Source organism: Micromonospora sp. 050-3 (assembly GCF_046549335.1).
GTDB lineage: Bacteria > Actinomycetota > Actinomycetes > Mycobacteriales > Micromonosporaceae > Micromonospora > Micromonospora trifolii.
Map to the genome: position 1 here is coordinate 3,087,262 of NZ_JAJPVX010000001.1, position 22,839 is coordinate 3,110,100.

Consider the following 22,839-nt stretch of genomic DNA (forward strand, 5'->3'; position numbering starts at 1 on the left):
CATAGCATGATCACGGCGCGTAGCCGGGAGGAGCATGCAGATGCCCGACCACACCAGGCCGCCGGGACAGCGAGTCACGATCTACGACGTCGCCCTCGAGGCGGACGTCTCACCGTCCACCGTGTCCCGCGCCTTCTCCCGACCGAGTCGCGTCAACTCCGAGACCGCCGAACGGATCCGGCAGGTCGCCGAGCGGCTGGGCTACCGGACCAACCCCCTCGCTCGCGCCCTCACGACCTCCCGTACGCAGATGATCGCGCTGGTCATCGCCGACATCACCAACCCGGTGTACGCCGAGATCGTGCGCGGCGCGCAGGAGGTGGCTGCCGACGGCGAATACACCACGGTGCTGATCGACGCCCAGGAGTCCGACCGGTTGGAACGGGCGGCGGTCGAACGCACCATGTCGACAGTCGACGGCATCGTGCTGGCCAGCAGCCGGATGTCGGACTCGGCCATCCGGATGGTCGCCAAGCAGCGGCCGGTGGTGGTCCTCAACCGCGCTCTCGCCGACGTGCCGTGCGTCGTCACGGACGACCCCCGTGGGGTGCGGCGGGCCGCCGAGCACCTCGGTGAGCTGGGGCACGACCACATCACCTACGTCGCGGGGCCGCAGGCGTCCTGGCCCAACGGCGTGCGCTGGCGCTCGCTGCTCGAGGCCGGCATGGAGCTGGAGATCAAGGTTCGCCAGATCGGACCGTTCAGTCCGACCATGGCCGGCGGTGAGCGGGCGGCACAGGAGCTGTGCGCCCGTCCCGCGACGGCAGTCCTGGCCTTCAACGACCAGATGGCAATCGGGATCATCCGCGGCCTCAGCCGGATGGGCGTCAACGTTCCGGGCGACGTCAGCGTCGTGGGCTTCGACAACATCCTCGCCGCCGACATCGTCACGCCCGGGCTCACCACTGTCGCGGCACCGCTCTACGCGGAGGGCTCGGCCGCTACCCGGCACCTGCTCACGATGATCGAGGGGGCGCCCGGGCACACCGGCCGGCCGATGGTCCTGCCGGTACGCCTCGTGGTCCGCGACTCGACGGCCGCGCGCAACCCGAGCCCCGGCCGGGCCCGACCGTCGTGGGTACGACAGCGGCCCGTTCCCGGCCCGGCGGCCCACCTGCCGTGAGGGCGGCACGGCCCCACGACAAGAAACGACAACTCGTTGCCGAGGCGGAGCGACGCCCGGAAGGATCGACGCGCATCCATCCAACAACGTCGTTGCGCTCGTCGGACGGGCCGAACGGCGTCCCCAGCGGACGAACGAGGAGATGGCGATGAACCGAGCTTCGGTGCCCCGGCTACGGCGAACCCTCATCGTGCTGGGCACGGCACTGGCCACCGTCGCGGCCACCCTCACTGTCGCCACCACCACGCCGGTCGCCGCGGCCCCGTCGCCGGACGACTACAGCGGCTCCGACCTGTGGCTTCGGTACGTGCCGGTCGACGACGCAAAGCTGCTGCGCGACTACCGCCGCGCGGCCACGGCGATCGTGGTCGAGAACGCCGACACCACGAAGGTCCACCGGCACACGACGGACCTCGCCATGGCCCCCGGCTCCAGCGAAAAGCTCGTCGAGACGACGCTGGGCGCCGCCCGCGACGAGCTGGTCCGCGGCTTGGGCGGGCTGCTCGGTCAGCCGACGCCCGTGGCGACTGTCGACGGCGGCACGGTCCCCGACGGCGCGATCGTCGTGGGCACGCCGACGAGTTCGCAGCTGGTGGGCCGCACCATCGCGACCCGCGACCTGGCCACCGTGGGCGACGAGGGTTACCTCGTCCGTTCGGTGTCGAAGGGCAGGTCACGGTTCACCGTCATCGCCGGCAACACCGACCTCGGCGCGCTGTACGGCACCTTCGCCTTCCTGCGGCTGCTACAGACCCAGAAACCCATCGACCACCTGCGCGTCGCCGAGTCACCGAAGATCAAGCATCGGTTGCTGAACAACTGGGAGACCGAGCGTCTCTACGCGGGCAACAACGCCTCCGGAATCGGCGGGCTGAACGGGGAGAGCGGGGCGATCTTCAACTTCGCCGCGACCGGTGCCAGCGCCGGCCGGAACCTGCCCGTCATCCTCGACCGCTACCTCGTCATGGCCCGCGCATTGGCGTCGCTGGGCATCAACGGCATCACCATCAACAACGTCAACGCCGACAACGCGTACCTGACGAGCGCCCGCATCGCCCAAGAGGCCGCCCTGGCCGACGCGCTGCGTCCGTACGGCATCAAGCTGGGCCTGTCGATCCGCTACACAGCGCCCACCGACAGCCGGTTCGCGCCGGACACGCTGACCAACGCCCAACTCGATCCGTACGGCGCGGATTTCCGGGGCTGGTGGCACCGCCGGGCCCAGCAGATCCAGGCCGCGATCCCGGACTTCATGGGCCTCACCGTCAAGGCCAACTCCGAGGGCCAGCCGGGGCCACAGGACTTCGGGTACGACCACGGTGACGGCGCCAACGCCATCGCCGCCGCTGTCGCGCCGCTCGGGATGACAGTGCACTGGCGGACGTTCGTCTACAACGCCGAGGTCGACAACGATCGGCTCAAGCGGGCCTACCTGGAGTTCGGGCCGATCGACGACGAGGTCCAGCCGGACGGCAGCCGGGGACGCTTCGCCGACAACGTGTTCCTCCAGACCAAGAACGGGCCGCTGGACTTCCAGGCCCGGGAGCCCATCCACCCGATGTTCGGCCGGATGGAGAACACCAACCAGGCCCTGGAACTCCAGATCACGCAGGAGTACACCGGCCAGAACTGGATGCTGGCCTACCTCGGCCCGATGTACGAGGAGATCCTCAAGACCGACACGTACGCGACCGACGCGAACGGGAAGCTGCTCAAGAAACGCCTGGTCGGCAACATCGTCGACGGGACCGCCCAGCACCACCCGGACACCGCCATCGTGGGTGTCGCCAACCTCGGCAACGCGGACAACCTGACCGGGCACCACTTCGCCCAGGCGAACCTGTTCGCCTTCGGACGTCAGGCATGGGACTGGACGCTCGACTCGACGGACATCGCTACCGACTGGACGCGGATGACCTGGAGCAACGACCGGCGCGTCGTTGACACCATCCACCGGATGATGATGGGCTCGTGGCAGTCGCTGGTCAGCTACCAGACGCCGCTGGGCATCGGCCACCAGTTCGCCGAGGGCGTCCACTACCGCCCCGACCCCGCCGACTGGGCGGGCCGCGACGACTGGAGCCCGATCTACTACAACAAGGCCGACAGCGTCGGTCTGGGCTTCGACCGCTCCCCCACCGGCAGCAACCTGGCCGCCCAGTACTTCCCCCGGTTGCAGCAGCGCTACGGGAACATCAACTCGGTCCCGGAGAACCTGCTGATGTGGTTCCACCACGTGCCGTGGGGCCATCGGATGGACAGCGGCCGGACGTTCTGGGACGAGTTGGTCTACCGCTACCAGATGGGCGTGCAGTACGTGACCTGGATGCGGGAGACCTGGGACGGGCTCCAACCCGACATCGACGCACGCCGGTTCGCTGAGGTACGCGCCAAGCTGGCGGTGCACGAGGCGGACGCCGCCGACTGGCGGGACACCTCGGTGAACTACTGGAAGGAATTCAGCGGGCGGGACATCCCGGTCGACGACGGGCCACTGTCGGCGACGATCGTCGTGAACGGGAAGAGGTTCGGAGGCTTCAACCTGTCGGACACCTCGTACATCATTCCGGTGCCGGCCGGAGCGTCGCCGACCATCACCAAGGTGCGGACGACCGACCGCAAGGCCCGCTACGAGATCATCTCCCAGGCGGCCGGCGTACCCGGTCAGGCGGTCGTCAAGGTAACGACGGAGAGCTTCTTCGGCCCCCTGGTGAAGAACTACGTCTTCAACCTGGTGCCCGACACGACGCTGACGGCCCTGCGCGTCGACGGCAAGCGTCTGGCGTCCTTCAAGCCGACGGTGCTGCGCTACAACGCCCTCGCACCGGCCGGTACCACTACCGTACCGACGGTCACCGCCAGCGCCGCCGACCCCGCCGCCACGGTCGCGGTCGAGCAGGCGACCAGCCCCACCGGGCAGGCTCGGGTCACCGTCACCAACGGCGGCGCCTCGTCGACCTACACCGTGGACCTGAACACCACAATCACCGGCAGCGACGAGTTCGACTCGACCCCGCTCGGCCCGCAGTGGCAGTGGATCCGGCCGGACGAGAGCAACCGGCGACTGGCCGACGGGTCCCTGGTCGTCACCGCGCAGCAGGGCGACCTCCAGGGCAACGCCAACACCGCGAGGAACCTGGCTCTCCAGGACGTCGACGGCGACTGGACGGTCGAGTCCAGGGTCGTCTTCTCCCGCCCACTCGCCACGAACAACGAGCAGGGCGGTGTGCTCGGGTACGCGGACGACAACAACTACGTGAAGCTCGCCTGGGAGATGGGCAACGCGACCGCCGCCGTCAACAAGACCCGGATCGTCTTCCTGCGTGAGCAGAACGGCACGGCGTCCACCCTGGAGATCACCGGTGCCGACGCCCAGCGGATCGTCGGGGCCGACGGCGCCATCTGGCTGCGACTGACCAAGATCGGGAACAGCTACCGCGCCTACTACTCCAACGACGGAAGCGTCTACCGCTACCTCGGCACCCACACGCTGAACGTCGAGCCGACGAAGGCCGGGCTCCTGGCCTTCAACCGGGCCGGCACCTCCACCGACCTCGACGTCGCCTTCGACTACTTCCGGATCGAGAGCCGAGGGGAGCGCATCCGCTAGGTGTCCTGCCCGTGGCCGTTGGTGACAGAGCTGAGATCGTGAAGTGGTGAGGACCTCCGGGTGAGGTGGAGCTTGTCGAAGGTTCCGCATCACCCGGAGGTCCTCGTGACCCACGCTAATGCACCCCTGATCGAAGGCGGCAGCATGAAGTGGCTGGTGGGCATGATCACCAAAGGGCAGCGCCCTGGTCCACTGGGATCACTGCTCTGTCGACTGGCCGACCACCTGGTCACCAAGAGGGCTGCGCCGGTACAGCACGTGCCGTCCGTCGCGGGCGCGAGTGATCAGGCCTGTCGCGTGGAGGACCTGTAGGTGTTGTGACACGGCGCTGGGTGTGACTGTGAGCCGGCGGGCCATTTCCACGGTCGGTAGCGGTTCGGCAAGGAGGTGGAGCAGTCGCGCTCTGGGCGCGCCGAGGAGCGATGTGACGGCGGTCGCGTCGGCGGTCGGTGTCGGCGCCCAGAGCGTTGCTACTCCACGGCAGGGGTAGGCCAGCATTGGTGGCTCGTCCGGGCTGACTGGCGGAGCTGGCCTATGGGAGAAGATAGATGGCACCAGCAGCAGTCCTCGGCCGGCTGCCGCGACGTGGTGCCTGCCGATCATCTTGTCGATGTGCAGGACGCCGTCCTGCCAGCGCAAATTCGGGTGCAAGTCGGCGAAGAGCAGGCGTGCTCCTCCTACGGCCAGTTGTCGGGCGCGGTAGGTCGTGTCCGCCTCCAGGACGAGTCGCATCTGCGGCCAAGTCGGCCTGATCGCTGCTTGCCAATAGCGGAGCAGGCGGTCGCAGATGGCGTCACGGAGTGCGAGCACCGGCTCATCCTCGTTCGCGGTGATTTCCTGAACGACGGCCGGTAGCCCGCCACGTGAGTACAGGGCCAGCACGTCGCGGCGTACGACGTCCGGAGGTGTTCGGCGTACGGCGGCCAGTTCGTCCTCGAAGGTCGCGGCGAAGGCCGCCGGTCGGGGCGTGAGGAAGTCCGGAACGCAGCGGTCTGGCCCGACCAGTGACATCAACAGGTCGGCACCGGGCGCCTCGAGGCTACCGAGAACCGACCTGCGCCAGGGCAGGTGCAGCGCGTACAGGCCAGGCTCGCGTAACACTCGCAGGCTGAGCACGGCCTCGTGGATCGGCGAGATCGCGAAGCGGGTGTCCGCGAGGTCTTCGACGCCGAGCATGAAGCTGATCATTAAGCTGCACGCTACATCGCTTGGCGATCGTCGCCAACGTGCCGTGGACTACCCGGCATGACACAGATCAACATGACAAACCAGGCTATTCGGCGCACGGCGATCGTCACGGGCGCGGCACGCGGCATCGGCGCCGGGGTGGCCAGGCGTTTGGCGCGCGATGGCCTCGCGGTCGCCGTGGTCGACCTGGTCGAGGAAGACTGTGCCGGCACCGTGGCTGCCATCACCCGCGACGGCGGAACAGCGGCGGCGTTCGCCGCCGACGTCAACGACGAGTCGGCCGTGACCGCCGCTGTCGCTCGGATCGCGGCCGAGTTGGGATCACCGACGGTGTTGATCAACAACGCCGGCATCGGCGGCCCCAACGCCGGCGTCGAGGAGACGAGCACCCAGCAGTGGGACGCGGTCACCGGGGTCAGCCTGCGCGGAGCGTTCTTCCTCACCCGGGCCGTGACCCCCTACATGATGTCGGCCGGCTGGGGACGGATCGTCAACATGTCGAGCATTTCCGCGCTCGGCGATTCCGGCCGCGTTGACTACGCCGCCGCGAAGGCCGGTCTGATCGGCTTCACCAAATCGCTCGCGCTGCGGCTCGGGCAGCACGGCGTGACGGCGAACGCCATCGGGCCAGGCTTCGTGGTCAGTGACATGACCAGGGTCGGGGCCCAGCGGCGGGGCCGCAGCTTCGAGGAGCACCAGCGGATCGTGGCGCAGACCATCCCGGTGCGCCGGGTCGGCCAGCCCGAGGACATCGCGCACACCGCGTCGTACCTGGTCAGCCCCGAAGCCGGGTTCGTCTCCGGCCAGGTCATCTACGTCGCCGGCGGGCCGGTGGACTGACGTGATCGACGCTTTCGGACAGGCGGTTCGCAGATGAGTCGCAGGCTGCTGGTGCTCCTCGCCCTCACCTGCGGGGTCGCCGTCGGAAACATCTACTTTCCCCAGACGACCAGCCCGCTGGTCGCCGCCAGCCTGCACGTCAGCGCTGACTCGGCCGCCCTGGTGGTGACCGCGGTGCAGTTCGGCTATGCCGCCGGGATCTTCCTGTTGGTGCCGCTCGGCGACCGGCTCCCGCATCGCCCGCTGATCGTCACCCTGCTCGGCCTCACCGGGCTGGGGCTGCTCGCCGCGAGCGCCGCACCCGCGCTGCCGCCGTTCGTCGGCGCGAGCGCCCTCGTCGGGGTCACGACCGTTGTCGCGCCGATCATCGGCCCGATGGCAGCCGGCCTCGTTGCCGACGACCAGCGCGGCGTGGTCAGCGGCACCCTGCTGAGCGGCTCCATCGCTGGCATGCTGCTGTCCCGCACCGTCGCGGGCACCATCGGCGACTGGTTCGGATGGCGGGCCCCCTACCTGACGGCGGCGGCGTCCGTGCTGTTCATCGCCGTGGTCATGGCCCGCGTACTGCCGACAACACGACCGCCGTCCGGGCACCGATACCCGGCGCTGCTGGCCGAGTCGCTGCGCCTGCTGCGCACCGAGGCCGATCTGCGACGCTCCTGCTTCTACCAGGCGACGGTCTTCGCCGGTTTCTCCGCGGTCTGGACCGCCGTCGCGCTGCTGCTCACCGGCCCCACATACGACTTGGGCGCACCGGCGGTCGGAACGCTCGCACTGGTCAACGCGGCGACAATGCTGTGCACCCCGGTCGCCGGACGGCAGGTGGACCGTCGGGGCAGCGACGCGGTGAATTTGGCCTGCCTGCTCGGGATCATCGCCTCGGCCGCCGTCCTCGCGTTCGCCATTCTCGGCGGGGCGGGGGGCCTCGCGGCACTGGCGCTCGGCACATTGCTGCTCGACGTCGGGATGCAGTCCGGCATGGTCGCCAACCAGGTACGCGTCTACGCCCTGCGGCCCGAAGCCCGGAGCAGACTCAACACCGCCTACATGACCTGCGCCTACCTCGGCGGGAGCCTCGGCTCCTGGCTCGGAGCTCGCGCATACGCCCACTTCGGGTGGCTGGGCGTGTGCGCGGTCCTGGCGTTCCTCGCCGCGATCGCTCTTGCTCGCCACCTGGCGGCAAGCCCTGCCACCGGTCACCCTCGAACCACAGTCGCCGCCCAGAACACCTGACTAAGGATTATTGTCGTGCCAGCCTCCACCCACCGCCCACCCCTTTCGCCGGATGTGCCGATGCACGATGGCCAGCTCACAGTCTCACTCAACGCGGTGCGTGAGCTGGTGGACGCGCAGTTCCCCGAGTGGCGGAGCCTGCCTATCCGGCGCGTCGCTTCGCAGGGAACGGTCAATGCCATCTTCCGTATCGGGGAACGGTTCACGGCCCGGTTCCCCCTTCAGCCTCGTGAGGTCGACGCGGCGCAGGGCTGGCTGGAACGCGAAGCGGAAGCGGCCCGAGAACTGATGGGTCGTACGCGATTTCCCACCCCCGAGCCGGTCGCCATCGGTGACCCCGGCGCCGGCTACCCGCTTCCGTGGTCGGTACAGACGTGGGTACCCGGTGTCGTAGCCACCGACAAGGACCCAGGCGACTCCGTCGCGTTCGCGCACGATCTGGCCGATTTCGTCAGTGGTGTGCGAGCCATCGACACACGGGGACGCACGTTCACAGGCCAGGGTCGCGGTGGCGAGCTACCAGCGCACGACGGGTGGATGGAAACCTGCTTCGGGCGCAGCGAGGCGCTGCTGGACGTCCCATTGCTCCGCCGGATCTGGGAGGTCATGAGGGAACTGCCGCGGGGCGAGGCCACAGACAGGATGAACCATGGTGATCTCATTCCGGGAAACGTCCTCGTCTCCGGTGGGCGGCTGGCCGGGGTTCTCGACGTGGGCGGACTGGGGCCTGCCGACCCTGCCCTTGATCTCGTCAGCGCCTGGCACCTGCTGGAACGCGAGCCACGTCAGGCATTTCGGCAGCAAATCGGCAGCGACGATCTCGAATGGGAGCGCGGCAAAGCGTGGGCCTTCCAGCAGGCAATGGGGGTGGTTTGGTACTACCACCAGACCAACGCCGCCATGAGTCGGATGGGCCGACGCACCCTCGCGCGCATCATTGCCGACCCAACATCTGCCTGAACCGGCATGCCCGAACGAGTCGTCGCAGCCAGCAATACCGCCGCGTCGGCCCGCGCCGGATGCGGTGTACCGCCACAGCACCAACGAAAGCCGTGTCCGGGCCCGTCCCAGTTGAGACGGGCCCGGACACGCTCCCCCGAGCGGGATCCTTCGCCGTCAGCCCCCGATCGCGATGGCGAAGATGTGCATGGTCGGCACGTTCGTGGCGGGCCGGGCGCTGATGTTGGGCAACACGACCGAGGCAACCGCCTTGCTCTGCAACGCGACACCCACGTAGTAGACGCAGGCGGCGGTGGCCTGGCGGCCGTTGTTGGGCCGGTTCTGGTACGCGGACACGATGGCCGCGGTGCCCCCGGAGTGCGGCCCGCCGTACCAGTCGGGCGTGCTCAACGTGAACGTCTGGCGGGTGCCGTCGGCGTAGACCACGGTGCCGGTCCCCGACACCGCTCCGTAGGTGCCGGTCAGCAGGAAGCCGAGTGTGCTGCCGGAGCCGGTCACGCCGATGGTCTGGCCCGAGGCGATGGCGTTGTCGGCGGCCCCGGAGCTGACGTTGGGCCAGCGGAAGTTGACCCCGTTGCGGCTCACCGTGCCGCCCGGGCTCGCACCGGCCTGCGCCAGGGCCTGCGCGGAGAGCGAGGCCCCGCCGCCGTCGAAGTTGCCGACGTTGGTGTTGCTGTCGCTGGTGATGCCGACGTTGCTGAAGCTCTGCTCCAGCGTCGGTGTGGTGGCACCGGAACTGGTTACCCGGTAGGTGCGCCCGGCCTGCACTGTGACGTCGATCAGGTCGGACTCGATCCGGGTGGTCCGGGCCGCCGTACCGTCGGCGGTGTCGACAACAGTGACGGTGCCGCTCAGGATCCGGGAGCGCAGGCGGACGGTTCCGGCCCGGTCCGGTCGGATGAGGATCTCGGTGGCCAGACCGCTCGCCCAGGTGATGCCGACCGTGTGCCCACCCCGACCGCGCAGGCCGGTCACCCGCCCGCTCGGCCAGGCCGGCGGCAGCGCGGGTAGGACGTGCAGCTCGCCGGTGTGGCTCTGCAACAGCATTTCGGCGATGCCGGCGGTGGCGCCGAAGTTGCCGTCGATCTGGAACGGCGGGTGCAGGTCGAACATGTTGGGCGCGAGTCGCGCGGTGGTGGCGAGGTAGCGGATCAGGTCGTGGGCCCGCTTGCCCTCCTCCATCCGAGCCCAGAAGTTGATTTTCCAGGCCAGTGACCAGCCCGTGCCGTCGTCCCCGCGCAGCGCCAGGGTCCGCCGGGCGGCCTCGAACAGCTGCGGGGTGCCGCGCTTGGTGATCTGGTTGCTGGGGGCCAGCCCGTACAGGTGCGAGATGTGCCGGTGGTTGGGCTCGGTCTCCACCCAGTCGTAGAGCCACTCCATGATGTTGCCGCGCGAGCCGATCTTCATGGGTGGGAGCCGGTCCCGGGTGGCGCGAACCTGCGCCCGGAAGGTGCTGTCCACGTCGAGGATCTCGCTGGCCCGGGCGCACGCGTCGAACAGGTCCCGCAGGATCTGGTTGTCCATGGTCGGGCCGGCGCACACGCTGGCGTTCGAGTGGTGGCTCAGCTCCGGCGAGTTCGACGGGTTGGTCACCAGATAGCCGAGCGTCGGCTCGGTCACCAGGGTGTTGAGAAAGAACTGCGCCGCGCCCTTCATGGCCGGGTAGTTCGTCCGCAGGAACTCGATGTCGCCGTTGAACAGGTAGTGGTCCCAGATCAAGGTGGACAGCCAGGCGCCGCCGGTCTGCCACATGCCCCAGAACGCGCCGTCCACCACCGCGGTGGCCCGCCACGCGTCGGTGTTGTGGTGGGTGACCCAGCCACCGGCCCCGTACTGCACCTGGGCGGTCCGCGCGCCAGCGACGGCGAGATCCCTGACCATGTCGAAGACCGGGCCGTGGCACTCAGCCAGGTTGGTGGTGTTGGCCGGCCAGTAGTTCATCGGCAGGTTGGCGTTGATCGTGTACTTCGAGTCCCACGCCGGGGCCAGCGAGTCGTTCCAGATGCCCTGGAGGTTGGCCGGCTGTGTGCCAGGCCGCGACGACGAGATCAGCAGGTAGCGGCCGTACTGGAACAGCAGCGTGGAGAACTGCGGGTCGTTGACGCTGTTGTGTTGGGCGATCCGGACGTCCGTCGTCTGGTCGGCCGCGGACGTGCGGCCCAGGTCGAGAGTGACCCGGCCGAACAATGCCTGGTAGTCAGCCACGTGCCGGCTGCGCAGCTGGTCGTAGCTGCTGGCCCGCGCGGCGGTAAGGCGCTGCCGGGCGATGCCCTGGTAGTCGCCGCCGACGTTGCGGTAGTTGACGTAGCTGGAGCCGACGGAGATCAGCAGGGTCACGCTGTTGGCGTTTGTCACCCGCAGGGTGCCACCGGAGCTGGACACGCTGCCACCGCTGACTGTCGCGTTGGCCAGGGCGAGGAAACGGACCGCGCCGGTGACGCCCTCCATGTTCCCGGAGACGCCGTCGAGGCCGATCGTGGTGCCGTCCGGGCTGGACACCGTGGTGCGCTGCGGGCTGTCGAAGGTGGCGGTGAAGCTGATCGAGCCGGTCCGGTCGGCGGTCAGTCGTATCGCGATGACCTGGTCGGGCGCGCTGGCGATCACCTCCCGCTGGTGACGAACCCCGTTCAGCACGTACGACGTCGTGACGGTGGCGGTGGTGAGGTCGAGCGTGCGGTCGTACTGTGACGCTCCATTGGCGGAACCGAAGGCGAGCCGGAGGTTGCCGACGGTCTGGTAGGCCAGCTGACCGCCGGGGTTGCCCATCATGGTCTGGTTGATCAGATCCTGGGCCTGGGTCCACTGGTTCGCGTTGACCAGCCGCCGGATCTCCGCGAGCGCTCCCGCGCCTCTGGGGTTGCTGGGGTCGTGCGGCCCACCGGCCCAGACGGTGTCCTCATTGAGCTGAAGTCGCTCGGTGTCGACGTTGCCGAAGACCATGGCGCCGAGGCGGCCGTTGCCGATCGGCAGCGCCCGCAGCCAGTCGGTCCCGGCCCCTTCGTCGTACCAGAGGGCGAGGTCCCCGGCGGCCAACACCTGCGGCGGCGCCGCCGAGTCCGCTCGTGCCACGGCGGTCCAGGGCACCGGCAGGAGAGCACCGCCCGCGCCGGCCGCGCCGACCTTGAGGGCCTGCCGTCGGGTCAGGTCTGACATCGATCCTCCAAACGGTGACCAGTCCGGCCACCCCGAAGCGTGACAACTATGGGACTCGACATGGGGATCCGCTTGGTGGGGCCAACCGGGACCCTGCCTGAGCAGGCCGACGCCGGGCCTTGGCGCGCCAGACATCTGATGTGTTTCGGGAAGGTTACTCCGGGGCCACAGAATAGGCAACGGTCGATCGATGGGTGGACGGTGCACCCCACTGGCCGGTCAGCAACACGCACGGGCGGGTGAGCAGCGGCGCACCGAGCCGGCACCACGCGGTGATCCGCCAGAACCACGCCGACGATCACCCACCCCGACGGACATACATCAGATGTACGGGGGCGGACGGCCGAGTCAACCACGCACCAGCTCCGACGTGCACCCCCAAGCGGCAGCGCAACCCCTGTCCGGCACCACCCCGGCCGCCTGTCCGGTGAGCGCGGCGACCCTGCAGGCCGCATCGGGACTGCCCAGCACCCACCGGATCGACCTGGATCAGATCAGGTGCGCGAGGCAGTGGGCCACGGCCGGCGTGCTCGCCGTGGACCCCGGGATGCAGGGCGACGGTGTGCTGCTGTTCACGCACTCGGACGGCAGGTGGCAGAAGCTGGGCGAAGGCAGCGCACTCGAATGCACCCCGTTCGGCATTCCGCCGGAGATCGGCGACCAGGTCGGTTGTCGCGACCACTGAGCAGCGGCTCCCGTCCGCAATCGGGTTGTTCTCTGTCGGCGCACGGGTGACCATGGGCGGCATGGTGGGAGCTCGGTGGTGAGGTCGCCTCTGCAAGGTGGACTCCCACCCGGCGGCGCGGTGGTGGTCGGGGCCGTCGTGGAGATCGCCTGCGACGAGTCGGGATTCTCGGGTACGAACCTGCTGCACTCGACCGCCCCGGTGATCACGCACGCGAGCGTCGACCTGGCCGTCGACGAGGCGGTCGCGCTCATCACCGCCCTGCGGTCCGGGTTCCGGTTCGCACCGCACGAGCTCAAGTCCGGCCGTTTCCTGCGCGGCTCGGGTGCGCAAGAGGCACTGGAATGGTTCCTGGCGGCGCTGGCCGGCCGCGCCCACGTCCACCTCATCGACAAGGAGTTCTTCCTCGTCACCCGGATCGTGGACTTCCTGCTGACCGAGCCGTCGTACGCGGCGGGCACCCGCCTGGCTCGCGAGCACCATCCGGCGGCTCTGGCCCTGCACGAGGCCGGGCGCTCGGCCGGAGGCGACTGGGGCGCCTTCCTGTCGGCGTTCGTCGACCTGGTCCGGATGAAGCGGCGGCTTCCGGTCGAGCAGACCGTGCAGCGGTTCTTCCAGGCCCGGGACGCGCTGCGGCGACACGGCGTCGGCACGGTGGCCGACGCCGTCCTCGACGGGCTCAGCCCGAGCCACGTGCGCGCCGTGGTGGCCAGGCTCGACGTCGACGACCGCACGGTCCCTCCCCCGCTGGAACCGCTGCTGCCGGCGCTGGCGGAGACGGTCCTGTCCTGGAGCGGCGGCCAGCGGCAGGTGTTGGTGACCCACGACGAGCAGAGCGCCCTGACGGCCGACCGGCTGACGCGCCTCCAGCGGGTGTTGGCCGTCGACGGCCACCCACCGTCGGCCGGCGTCGACCGGGCCGGGGCGTTGCCGAACGGGGTGTCACCCCTGGCAGGGCTGGTGATGGTCGACTCTCGCGACGATCCGCGTGTGCAGGTCGCGGATCTCCTCGCCGGAGTGGCCCGGCGCATGCCCGCCATCATCGACGACGCGCTCCGTCAGCCGCCGCCCGCTCCCGCAGTGTGACGGGCAGCAGCCGAGTCACGATCGGCGCGGGCTCGGAGGACTTGCGTGGTCGCCGAGTCAGCCGGAAAGAACGCCTCGACGGCCAGCCCGGCGACTGTGACATCCCGCGGCGTACCGAAGAGGGTCGTGGTGCTGACGAAGGAGAGCTCCTGGTCGCCGTGCCGGTACCGCAGCGGGACGACAACACGGGAGAGGGCATCGCTGACCGGTGTCGGGTCGACGTCGCCACCGGGATAGCCGCGGAGCTCCTCGTACAGGTCGTACAGGATCGGGTCGTTGGTTGACGCCGCCTGCTGGTGCAGCCGTTTCAGCAGGTGGGCACGCCATTCGGGCAGGTTGACGATGCGCGGTGCCAGACCGTCGGGGTGCAGGCTGAGGCGCAGCACGTTGATCGGTGGGGTGAGTAGGTGCGGCTGCGCGTCCATGGTGAATAGGGCGACGGCAGGGTTGGCGTCGACGAGGTGCCAGTGCTGGTCGACGAGCAGCGCGGGGTACGGGTTGTGACCGTCGAGGATCTGCCGTACGGCGGCACGTACCGGTGCCAGCTCGGGGTCGCTCAGCTCGTGGCGCGGGTAGGCGGGAGCGTAGCCGCCGGCCAGCAGCATCGTGTTGCGCTCGGCCAGCGGCATCTCCAGGTGTTCGGCCAGCCGCAGGATGAGGTCCGGGCTCGGCCGGGATCGGCCGGTCTCGACGAAGCTCAGATGCCGGGTCGACACTCCCGCCTCGATCGACAGGTCGAGCTGGCTCTTTCCGCGAGTTCGGCGCCAGTCACGCAGCAGTTCCCCCACTGGTCGCCCCGGCCGGGTCGAGATCATCACTCACCGACCCTAATTCCGCGCCGGCACCCGGGCCATTACCTGCGAGGTAATCGACAGCCCATCAGGACAGCGGAGATAGTTCTTCCAGCACGACCGATCCGGTGCCGAGACGCGGCGACCCACGCCGCCCGCCACCACCGCGACCCAGGGCAGAAGACCAGACGCAAAGGACGGCAAATCGTGACTGCGTACGCACTCGCACACCTCCGCAAGGCACCCGTGCACGCCGAGGTGCTGACGTACCTGGAGCGAATCGACGCCACCCTCGCGCCCTTCGCGGGCCGGTTCATCGTGCACGGAGGCGCCATCGATGTCCTGGAGGGCGACTGGCCCGGCGACGTGATCGTCATCGAGTTTCCCGACCTGACCCAGGCCCGCTCCTGGTACCAGTCCAACGACTATCAGGAGATCAAGCCCTTACGGACGAGGCACCTCACCGGCGAGGTGATTCTCGTCGACGGAGTCGAGCCCGACCACGACTCGTCGGGGATGGCCGCGGCCATCCGCCGCGCCACGCCGGGCTGACGTCCGCTCAACCGGTCGTGTCGAAGTAGACCTCGACGTCGGATCTCGTGTAGCTCTCCGACCAGCCGTATCGTGAGACGCGGGGACGACGATCCGCCGTCTTCGATTAAACGCCACCTGCGGCGGTCGAGGAGAACGAGATGATTGGTCTGGCGACCGTCGGCGCGATCGTGGGTGTCCTGCTCGTCGGTCTCGTGGTCCTGGCCCGTAAGCCGGCCAACATTCGGTCGGTGCTCAGATGGTCGGCCCTGGCGATCACCGCGCTGGTGGCCGCCGTGCTGGCTCCCTTCACCGTGGACGATTCGGGCACAGCGGCCAGCTATCTGCTCGGCGTTCCCGTCGTCGCGGCGCTGCTGCCCGTTCTTGCGCAACGGGTCGGTCGGCTGACCATGGTCGCCGATCTGGTGGCCGCGCTCGTCCTCACCGGATGGGGTCTGCTGCTCGGGCTGGGCATCGGTGTCGCGTTCCTGCCAGCGGTGATACTCCTGGTCGCCAGCGCCGCGGGCACCTGGGCGCCGCGACCGTCCACCACCACGTGAAGCCCTTCAGCGTGTGCACCGCCAGACCAGCGGCCGGTATGCCTGGTTCTCGTAGACAGCCCCGACGACCGTCAGACCGTCGTCGCTGATCCCCTCGGCCATGTACGTGCCCGCCTCGGTCGCCCGGACCTCGGGTCGGCCCGGCAACCGGCGGGAGGTGCCGTCCGGGGCCACCACCAGTGGCGCACCGTCGGCGACCAGCACGTCACCATTGCCGGCGATGCCGCTCGCCCCCGGGAAGGGCAACAGGCTCACCGCCCCGGTGGTGAGGTTCCACCGCACCGGCAGCATCTGCACGGCGCCGTTGCGCCGACCGCCGGGAACCATGCCGATCGCCCATTCGCCCCGCGCCGAGTCGACCGACGCCCGCGGATAGCCGTCGGGCACCGTCAGCGCCGCCCCGACCCCCTGCGGCGTCCACCGGTAGGGCCGTTCGCCAACGGTGCCGACGATCGTGCCGTCCTCGGTGATCCCGGTCGCGGACGACCCCCGCTGGCCGACCAGCCGGTACTTCTGGGGGTCGTCCATCGACCACAGCACAGCCTGGTGCGAGTCGTCGGATCTGCGCGCGGTGCCGACGATGTCGCCCCGGCCGTTGACAGCGTGCACGAGCACCGCCTCGTAGCCGGGCGGGGTGGCCAGGAGACGCAGCTTCCCGTCCCGGTACAGCCAGCCGGTGCCGCCGCCGTTGGTGCCGACCACATAGCCACGGGTGTTGACCGCAGCCGCGTGCCGCGCGGCAGCCGGCAGGACCACCGGCCGGCCGTCGGTCCACAACACGACCCGTCCGTCCTCCCGCCCGGTTCCGATGTCGCCGACGATGTGCCGCCCGGTGGGGTCGACTCGGTTGGCAACCGCTACCGGACCACCGACCGGCAGCGGCAACCACGACGCCTGGCAGGCGACCGGCGGGCGCGGGGCGGCCGACCCGGTCCCCGCCGGTGACACCGCGAGCGTCGGCGTGGTGGGAACCGGCGGGCTGGCGGTCCCGCCCACCTGGACGGCACCCACGACGCCGACCCCGGCCAACACCGTCAGCGCGGCGATCCCGCCGACGTGCCGACGCTGACGGCGCCGCCGGCCGTCGCGGACCGCCCGGCTCAGGTCGACCCGCGGCTCCGGTACCGGCACCGACCGCAGCAGCTCGGCGATCCGCTGATCGTCTTCCGTGGTCATCTCGGACTCCTCACTGACATCTCGGTGACGTCGAGCACCTGGCGGACGGCCGCCAACGCCCGAGCCGTCTGCGACTTCACGTTGCCTTCGGAGCAGCCCATCGCGGCGGCCGTGTCGGTCATCGACAGGTCGCACAGGAACCGCAGGACCAGCACGGTGCGCTGGCCGCGCGGGAGGCGGGCGAGCGCGGCGAGCAGGCTGTCCCGCTCGGCCAGGTCGTCGTGCGGCGTCACCGGCGAGCGCTCCGGCTCCGGCACCGCCCCCAGCAGCCGAACCTTCGCCCAGCTCAGCCGCTTCTCATCGACGAGCTTGTGCACCAGCATCCGATGTACGTACGCGTCGACGTTGTCGGCCCGGCTGACCCGGCGCCAGTTCACGAAGAGCGCCGTGACCGTCTGCTGCACCACGTCGTCGGCCAGATGGGCGTCGCCGCACATCAGGAACGCGGTCCGATGCAGGCTCGGCAGTCGCGCGGAGACGTACTCCACGAACTCACCCTCGGCATCCACCATCGAGGCTCCCTCCTCCGCAAGCTCGACGGGACCGGACGACCGTCAGGTTGCGTTCCCGTCGAAGAATGCTGGGGACCTCTACCGTTCGCTGACGCGGCCGGGCCGGGGGTGTCCCGCCCGGCCGCGTCAGCGAACGGATCAGCGGGTCAGGCGGCCAGTGCGGCAGCGAGTCGGCGAGCTTCGGTCGCCAACCGACTCGTGCCGCCACGGGCCACCACGTCCGCCAGCCCCGGCACCTCGATGGGCACTCCGGTGGCCCTGGCCGTCTCGGCTCCCAGGGCCAGCAGGTCGGGCGTGCCGCGGGGCGGGGTCGGTGCCGCCAGCATCGGTGGCAGCGCGGCGGCGAGCAACCGCCATACGCTCAGCCGGGCACCGGCAGCGATCGCGTCGCGCAGCGGTGTGACCACCCTGCTCAATGTCACCTGGCCGTCAGCCGCCAGCGCGCCCAACTGGCCGCCGACGCCCGGAGGATCGAGGTCACCCGCGGCCGCCAGCATCAGCAGGGCGTCCAGAGCGGCCGCCCGGTCCACCTCGTGCCGGGCGCACAGCCCGTAGGCGAGCGCCAGGTCGAGCGCCGGACCGCCCGCGCCGGCGCACTCGGCGAGTACCGGCAGGATCGTGGCGGCATCCTGGGCGTCCTGCTGCGCCGCGCTGGCGAACTCGGGCAGCAGGTGGGCCGCGACCAGCCCCCGGTGCCCCGGTAGCAGCGCCGGCCACAGGTTGCTCGAGTCGCCCGGCCCTCGTCCGATGGGTTGCGCGCGGACGGTGAATAGCCCGAGCGGATCCGCCGCGCCTTCGAGCGGGGCAGTGGTGACGAGGGTGCGCCGCACGGGCAGTTGGTCGTAGCCGTAGTCGTAGGTGTGCCTGCGCTCGCGCCGACCGATCGTGACCACCTGCTGGACCGTTGCCGGTAGGGCGTCGCCGCGCAGCCAGCCGGCCAGGTCGTCGCCGGCGGGGGTGCCGAGCGCGGCGGCCCGGCTCGCCAGCGCCTCGTCCACGCCGACGGGCAGTCGCAGCAGAGCCTGGCTGAGATCCCATCGCCACACCGGGCGGTCGCCGAGGGCAGCCAACCGTTCGTAGAGCGCGGTGGGGTCGAGCGCCCCGGTGGCGCAGGTCGGGGCGGCCAGCAGCCCGGGGTCGTCCCGCCCGTCCAAGCGCTGCCCGATCTCCGCGAGGCGGGCGCTGTAGATCAGCGTGAGGGCGGACTGGTGGGGCGGGTCGACGGGCGACCGGCCGCGGAACGGGCGCAACGGCCGGGACAGTAACTGGCTGAGGATGCTGGACCACTGGTCGCGGCGGCTGGTCGCCTCGGGCGGTGCGGCGGCGGCCAGCAGGACGCCGTTGAGTTGGACCGTCACGTTGAACTGGGACCACATGTGGTCCCAGGAACCCACCTGGCCCCGTCGCAGCACCGGCAGCAGGGCGGCTCCCACTCGGTCCCGTTCGGTGGTGGTCAATCGGACCAGCCCGTCCAGGACCCGCTCCAGGGTCGCCGCCGGCCAGCGCGGGGTGAGCAGCCCGAAGACCTCCTCGACCAGCTCGTCCACGTCGGTGATCGGCGGTGCGGCGAGCGCGGGCGACACCGGCGGGGGCAGCTCGTCGCCGGCCACCTTCACTGTGACAATGGCGACCGGTCGGTGGCCGTACCGCTGTGCCAACGCCGTCGCGCGGTCGCGCAGGTCGGCGGCCGGGTGCTCGGCGCCCGAGGCGAGGACCTCGGCGATGTCGGCCGCCCGCTCGGGATTCTGCCGGGCCAGTCGGTCCAGCCAGGACAGTTGCGCCCGCACCAGCGCCTTTTCCGGCCGACCCAGCACGACCCGTGAGGTGTCCAGCAACGACGCGAACTCCACCTGCCCGCTCGTGTCGCGTAGCGCCCGCTGCGCGACGCCGGCCACCGGCCCGGGTCCGTCGGCCAGCAACCGCAGGTACCCGCTCGCCCGCGCGGCCACCTCGTCCGGACCGGGTCGAAGCTCTTCGTGCAGGGTGAGGAACGGACGCAGCGCGCCCGGCCGGTCGCCGCGCAGCAGCCGGCCCAGCACCCCATCCAGCAGCATGGCCCGGTCGAGCCGCCCCTCCGTCGCCAGCGCTGCCAACGTCGCGGGCACCGCCCGCCCGCCGCCGCTGAACCCCAGGTCGATGCCGGCCCCGTCGACCTCGAACAGGCGCGGCAACAGCACGTCCAGGAACGGGTCGGCGCGCAGCCGGTCGAGCAGCGGCGCTCGGCGCTGCCCGTCGGACGACCGTTGCCACCACATCGACTGCGCCCAGCCGAGGACGAACGCGTCCCCGGTCGGCGGCGGCACCTTCTCCGCCAGCAGCAGCTCGGCGATGAAGTGCCAGCCGTCCCACGCTCGACTGCGGGGCAGCCGCTCGGCCAGCCGGTACGCCAGGTCGGCCAGCCAGGAGACGCCCCGCTGTCGTGCTGCGGCGACCACCGGCTCGGGGTCGGCATCCGCCAACATGATCGACCGCCGACCCAGCAGGGCCGCTGCCTTCGTCGCGGTGCTCAGCGTGCCCACTGCGGCCACCGCCAGCGCGGTCGCCGTGCTGCCCCACGACACGTCGTCGCGCCGACGGACGTGGGCGGTCAGTTCGTCACCGAGCGCCCGGCGAGCCGGATCGTCCAGGGTGTGCAGCATCGACCCGACGGTCGTCACATCACCGCGGCCCAGTGCCCTGAAGAAGTCAGTCACACAGTCACCTCCGCGAGCATGGACACCGCGAGGGCATGCTTGCACGGGCCGCGCTGCCCCCGGTACTTCGCCCACCACCGACAGGTGCAGGTGAGGTTCCCGTCGGGAGGCCGGCGAACGCGGTACTCGTCGTCGTCGCTGCGTACCGTCGCATGATCGCCGTCGCGGCGGACCGCGCCCTGCTCGACCAGCGTGCGCGCGCCGACCAGCCGGGGGTTGTCCCGCTCGGCCCGGCCGGCGTCGTGCGGCATGACACGATGGAAGTATCCGGCGTCGGCGACGTCGTAGCCGACCCGCCCGGCCGTGCCGAGCTGGGCCAGGGCCGCGCGAACCCGGTCGTCGGACAGGCCGGTCGCGTCGGCCAGCGCGGCGACGTCGATGGTCGGATCCCAGGAGAGCAGGGCGCCGACCAGCTCCGCGTCGTCGATCACCTCGTCGCCGGCGAGCGCGAGCAACGCGGCGCCCTCACCGGAGAAGCCCCGGTACGGCTCGGGCGAGAGGGTCAGCGACAGCCGCAGCGACCCGGTGTCCAGTTCCCAGGTGCTCGGCACGGCCGGTGAGCCGGCGCGCACCGCCGGCCCGTACACCCGCAGGGTGCGGGCGTGCCGGAGCAGCCCGCGCAGCGCCGCGAGCCGCCCCGCGCCGGCCAGACAGACCGCCCCCGGTGTCGGGCGCGAGGTGAGCCGGAGGGTACGACCGGCCGGCACCGCCCACAGCACCGAGCGGTCGCTGCTCCCGGGCAGCCGGCGCAGGAACGCCGTGGCCTCGGCGGCGGGCACCTCGGCGCGCGGCTCGAACCCGGCGGTGAGCACGTGCACCTCGGCGAAACCGCGCATCCAGCGCCCCGGCAGCGGGACCTTCCGCTCCACCACCGCGCCCTCCATGGTGGAGACGGTGAGGTCGTCCGGGCCGACGGCCAGGTGCAGTGGCTCGATCCCACCCACCCGGGCCAGGGCTTCGCGCAGCGGCGGGTTGACGTCGACGTTAGTGGTGCCGTGCCCGGCGATCTCCCCGTCGAAGCCGGCGGGAACCACGTCCATCCGGGCGTACACCCCGCAACAGCCGGAGAAGGACTCGAAGCGCAGCCGCTCCCGGCTGCCGGTCACCACCGGATCGAGGCTCGCCGGGCTGACCGGCTGGTGGTAACGGGTGCGGGCCACCTCGGCCACGGCGAGCAGCCCGGCCGCCGCGGCCGCCGGGGTGGTGAGAAACCCGGAGAAGAAGCGCGGATTGGCCGCCGGGCCGCCGCTGGTCTGGAGGTCGAGACCGGCGGCACGCAGAGTGGACGGCTGGAGATATCGGTACGTCTGGACGGCGTTCACCGGCACACCGTAGAACCACCGACCGACACCCGTGCCGGTCTCAGCCGACGGCGCTGGTCATCCGGTGTACCGCCTCGGTGATGAGCTCCGGCGCGGTGGCCAGGTTTAATCGGACGTGCCCGACACCGCCGGTGCCGAAGGCCAGTCCGGAGTTGAGCGCCACCCGGCCACGGTCGAGGAACACTGCGGCCGGGTCGTCGCCGAGGCCCAGGGCGCGGCAGTCCAGCCAGGCCAGATAGGTGGCCTGACCGGGCTGGTAGCGGATGGCCGGCAGGTGCTCGGCAAGCAGCGCGGCAAGGAGCCGACGGTTGTCGTCGAGGCCGGTCAACACCGCGTCGAGCCAATCGCCGCCGTCGCGAAAGGCAGCGGTGTGGGCGATCACGCCGAGGTGGCTGGTGCTGACGCTGACCCCGAACGGGACGCGGGTGAGGTCCTCGGCCGCGGCCGCGCCGGCGACGAGGAGCCCACCGCGCAGGCCGGCCAGGTTCCACCCCTTGGAGGCGGACATCAGCGACAGGCCGTTCTGCGCGCCGGGCACCGAGAGGTACGGCACGAACCGCGCTTCCGCAGCCACCACCGGAGCGTGGATCTCGTCGGCGACCACCCGCACCCCGTGCCGCTGGGCCAGACCGGCGACGGCTGTCAACTCGGCGGCGCTGTGCACGACACCTGTCGGGTTGTGCGGGTTGCAGAGCAGGTACGCCGCTGGCCGTCCGCCGACGCGAGCCCGCTGGAACGCATCCTCCAGCGTGCCGAGGTCGATCCGCAGGTCCTCGCCGAGCGGCGCCTCCACGATCCGGCGGTCGGCGTGCGCCACGGACTCGTAGAACGGTGGGTAGACCGGGCAGTTGACGATCACCGCGTCCCCCGGCCCGGTGACCAGTCGCAGCGCCTCGACGACGCCGTGCATGACGTCGGGCACCAGCGCGGTGCGCTCCACGGCTAGCCCGTCCCAACCCCACCGCCGCGCGGCGAACTCGGCCACTGCCTGCGGGTACGCCGTGCCGGCGGTGTAGCCGGTGTCGCCGCGCGCGACGGCGTCGGTGATCGCCCGTGCGACCGGCTCGGCCAGCGGCACGTCCATCTCGGCCACCCAGAGCGGCAGCACGTCGTCGGGATACTCCCGCCACTTGAGGCTCGTCCGCTGACGGAGCTGGTCGATCGTGAGCTGGCGGAGGGGGTTGACGGCGGTTGGGGCACCACTGAGCAGGCCAGTCATGACCCGAGCCTATTCCCCGCGTCCGGCCCGGCGACCCGGACCACCGCTAATCCGTCCACTGTGGTCGTACCGGAAGGATTTCCCGAGACACTTTGGCATTGACCAGCGTCTTTGCGCATGAGCCCCGATTCGTTTCGGAATCAACGGCGAAAGATTG

Annotated in this window: 17 protein-coding genes; 9 read left to right on the plus strand and 8 right to left on the minus strand. The window is 70.6% G+C overall.

The window, feature by feature from the left end; all coding sequences use genetic code 11:
• The first annotated feature begins 40 nt into the window (after positions 1 to 40).
• Together ACLJOK_RS14140 and ACLJOK_RS14145 are read left to right on the plus strand one after the other, a co-directional pair.
• Complete coding sequence (locus ACLJOK_RS14140; protein ID WP_410818938.1) at positions 41 to 1,123, plus strand: LacI family DNA-binding transcriptional regulator; 1,083 nt, start codon at positions 41 to 43, stop codon at positions 1,121 to 1,123.
• A gap of 148 nt (positions 1,124 to 1,271) precedes the next feature.
• Positions 1,272 to 4,733: an alpha-glucuronidase family glycosyl hydrolase gene (locus tag ACLJOK_RS14145; RefSeq protein WP_410818940.1), complete on the plus strand. Its 3,462-nt coding sequence runs from the start codon at positions 1,272 to 1,274 to the stop codon at positions 4,731 to 4,733.
• Positions 4,734 to 4,931: 198 nt separating this feature from the next.
• On the opposite strand, the gene ACLJOK_RS14150 is transcribed toward ACLJOK_RS14145, so the two are convergent.
• Entirely contained in the window at positions 4,932 to 5,921 is a 990-nt protein-coding gene (locus tag ACLJOK_RS14150) for an ArsR family transcriptional regulator (protein WP_410818942.1), read from the minus strand.
• Positions 5,922 to 5,978: 57 nt separating this feature from the next.
• On the opposite strand from ACLJOK_RS14150, the gene ACLJOK_RS14155 reads away from it, so the two are divergent.
• From ACLJOK_RS14155 to ACLJOK_RS14165, 3 genes are read left to right on the plus strand one after another with little or no spacing between them, the layout of a single operon-like run.
• On the plus strand, positions 5,979 to 6,761 hold the full coding sequence (locus tag ACLJOK_RS14155) for an SDR family NAD(P)-dependent oxidoreductase (RefSeq protein WP_410818944.1): 783 nt from the start codon (positions 5,979 to 5,981) through the stop codon (positions 6,759 to 6,761).
• A gap of 33 nt (positions 6,762 to 6,794) precedes the next feature.
• Positions 6,795 to 7,994, plus strand: coding sequence for an MFS transporter (locus ACLJOK_RS14160; RefSeq protein WP_410818946.1), 1,200 nt, complete (start codon positions 6,795 to 6,797; stop codon positions 7,992 to 7,994).
• Positions 7,995 to 8,009: 15 nt separating this feature from the next.
• A complete protein-coding gene (locus tag ACLJOK_RS14165) occupies positions 8,010 to 8,954 on the plus strand; it encodes an aminoglycoside phosphotransferase family protein (protein ID WP_410818948.1) in 945 nt (314 codons plus the stop codon).
• 156 nt (positions 8,955 to 9,110) lie between these two features.
• On the opposite strand, the gene ACLJOK_RS14170 is transcribed toward ACLJOK_RS14165, so the two are convergent.
• Positions 9,111 to 12,107, minus strand: a complete 2,997-nt coding sequence (locus ACLJOK_RS14170) for a glycosyl hydrolase family 95 catalytic domain-containing protein (protein WP_410818951.1) — start codon at positions 12,105 to 12,107, stop codon at positions 9,111 to 9,113.
• Positions 12,108 to 12,477: 370 nt separating this feature from the next.
• On the opposite strand from ACLJOK_RS14170, the gene ACLJOK_RS14175 reads away from it, so the two are divergent.
• Together ACLJOK_RS14175 and ACLJOK_RS14180 are read left to right on the plus strand one after the other, a co-directional pair.
• Positions 12,478 to 12,792: a hypothetical protein gene (locus ACLJOK_RS14175; RefSeq protein ID WP_410818952.1), complete on the plus strand. Its 315-nt coding sequence runs from the start codon at positions 12,478 to 12,480 to the stop codon at positions 12,790 to 12,792.
• 78 nt (positions 12,793 to 12,870) lie between these two features.
• Entirely contained in the window at positions 12,871 to 13,878 is a 1,008-nt protein-coding gene (locus ACLJOK_RS14180) for a hypothetical protein (protein ID WP_410818953.1), read from the plus strand.
• Here ACLJOK_RS14180 and ACLJOK_RS14185 read toward each other — a convergent pair.
• The gene (locus ACLJOK_RS14185; RefSeq protein WP_410819364.1) at positions 13,851 to 14,693 is read right to left on the minus strand and encodes a helix-turn-helix domain-containing protein; all 843 of its coding nucleotides are present in this window, start codon (positions 14,691 to 14,693) and stop codon (positions 13,851 to 13,853) included. The genes ACLJOK_RS14180 and ACLJOK_RS14185 overlap by 28 nt on opposite strands.
• Before the next feature lie 183 nt (positions 14,694 to 14,876).
• Between ACLJOK_RS14185 and ACLJOK_RS14190 the strand changes: the two genes are divergently transcribed.
• Complete coding sequence (locus ACLJOK_RS14190) at positions 14,877 to 15,221, plus strand: DUF1330 domain-containing protein (protein WP_410818955.1); 345 nt, start codon at positions 14,877 to 14,879, stop codon at positions 15,219 to 15,221.
• Positions 15,222 to 15,361: 140 nt separating this feature from the next.
• The gene (locus tag ACLJOK_RS14195; RefSeq protein WP_410818957.1) at positions 15,362 to 15,760 is read left to right on the plus strand and encodes a hypothetical protein; all 399 of its coding nucleotides are present in this window, start codon (positions 15,362 to 15,364) and stop codon (positions 15,758 to 15,760) included.
• A 6-nt stretch (positions 15,761 to 15,766) separates the two neighbouring features.
• On the opposite strand, the gene ACLJOK_RS14200 is transcribed toward ACLJOK_RS14195, so the two are convergent.
• The 5 genes from ACLJOK_RS14200 to ACLJOK_RS14220 form a co-directional block, all read right to left on the minus strand.
• On the minus strand, positions 15,767 to 16,936 hold the full coding sequence (locus tag ACLJOK_RS14200) for a hypothetical protein (protein WP_410818958.1): 1,170 nt from the start codon (positions 16,934 to 16,936) through the stop codon (positions 15,767 to 15,769).
• Entirely contained in the window at positions 16,933 to 17,448 is a 516-nt protein-coding gene (locus tag ACLJOK_RS14205) for a SigE family RNA polymerase sigma factor (protein WP_410818960.1), read from the minus strand. Before ACLJOK_RS14205 ends, ACLJOK_RS14200 begins: the two co-directional genes overlap by 4 nt.
• 146 nt (positions 17,449 to 17,594) lie before the next feature.
• Positions 17,595 to 20,141 carry a DUF6493 family protein gene (locus ACLJOK_RS14210; RefSeq protein WP_410818962.1) on the minus strand — a complete coding sequence of 849 codons (2,547 nt, stop codon included), beginning with the start codon at positions 20,139 to 20,141 and terminating at the stop codon, positions 17,595 to 17,597.
• Entirely contained in the window at positions 20,138 to 21,463 is a 1,326-nt protein-coding gene (locus ACLJOK_RS14215) for an SWIM zinc finger domain-containing protein (protein ID WP_410818963.1), read from the minus strand. Before ACLJOK_RS14215 ends, ACLJOK_RS14210 begins: the two co-directional genes overlap by 4 nt.
• A gap of 40 nt (positions 21,464 to 21,503) precedes the next feature.
• Complete coding sequence (locus ACLJOK_RS14220; RefSeq protein WP_410818965.1) at positions 21,504 to 22,682, minus strand: MalY/PatB family protein; 1,179 nt, start codon at positions 22,680 to 22,682, stop codon at positions 21,504 to 21,506.
• Positions 22,683 to 22,839: the final 157 nt, after the last annotated feature.

What these genes read in the sequence shown, in the direction of transcription:
- ACLJOK_RS14145 (WP_410818940.1), top strand. Translation starts at nt 1,272, where the DNA reads ATGAACCGAGCTTCGGTGCCCCGGCTACGGCGAACCCTCATCGTGCTG.
- ACLJOK_RS14155 (WP_410818944.1), top strand. Translation starts at nt 5,979, where the DNA reads ATGACACAGATCAACATGACAAACCAGGCTATTCGGCGCACGGCGATC.
- ACLJOK_RS14195 (WP_410818957.1), top strand. Translation starts at nt 15,362, where the DNA reads ATGATTGGTCTGGCGACCGTCGGCGCGATCGTGGGTGTCCTGCTCGTC.
- ACLJOK_RS14200 (WP_410818958.1), bottom strand. Translation starts at nt 16,936, where the DNA reads ATGACCACGGAAGACGATCAGCGGATCGCCGAGCTGCTGCGGTCGGTG.
- ACLJOK_RS14150 (WP_410818942.1), bottom strand. Translation starts at nt 5,921, where the DNA reads ATGATCAGCTTCATGCTCGGCGTCGAAGACCTCGCGGACACCCGCTTC.
- ACLJOK_RS14160 (WP_410818946.1), top strand. Translation starts at nt 6,795, where the DNA reads ATGAGTCGCAGGCTGCTGGTGCTCCTCGCCCTCACCTGCGGGGTCGCC.
- ACLJOK_RS14185 (WP_410819364.1), bottom strand. Translation starts at nt 14,693, where the DNA reads ATGATCTCGACCCGGCCGGGGCGACCAGTGGGGGAACTGCTGCGTGAC.
- ACLJOK_RS14140 (WP_410818938.1), top strand. Translation starts at nt 41, where the DNA reads ATGCCCGACCACACCAGGCCGCCGGGACAGCGAGTCACGATCTACGAC.
- ACLJOK_RS14170 (WP_410818951.1), bottom strand. Translation starts at nt 12,107, where the DNA reads ATGTCAGACCTGACCCGACGGCAGGCCCTCAAGGTCGGCGCGGCCGGC.
- ACLJOK_RS14205 (WP_410818960.1), bottom strand. Translation starts at nt 17,448, where the DNA reads ATGGTGGATGCCGAGGGTGAGTTCGTGGAGTACGTCTCCGCGCGACTG.
- ACLJOK_RS14220 (WP_410818965.1), bottom strand. Translation starts at nt 22,682, where the DNA reads ATGACTGGCCTGCTCAGTGGTGCCCCAACCGCCGTCAACCCCCTCCGC.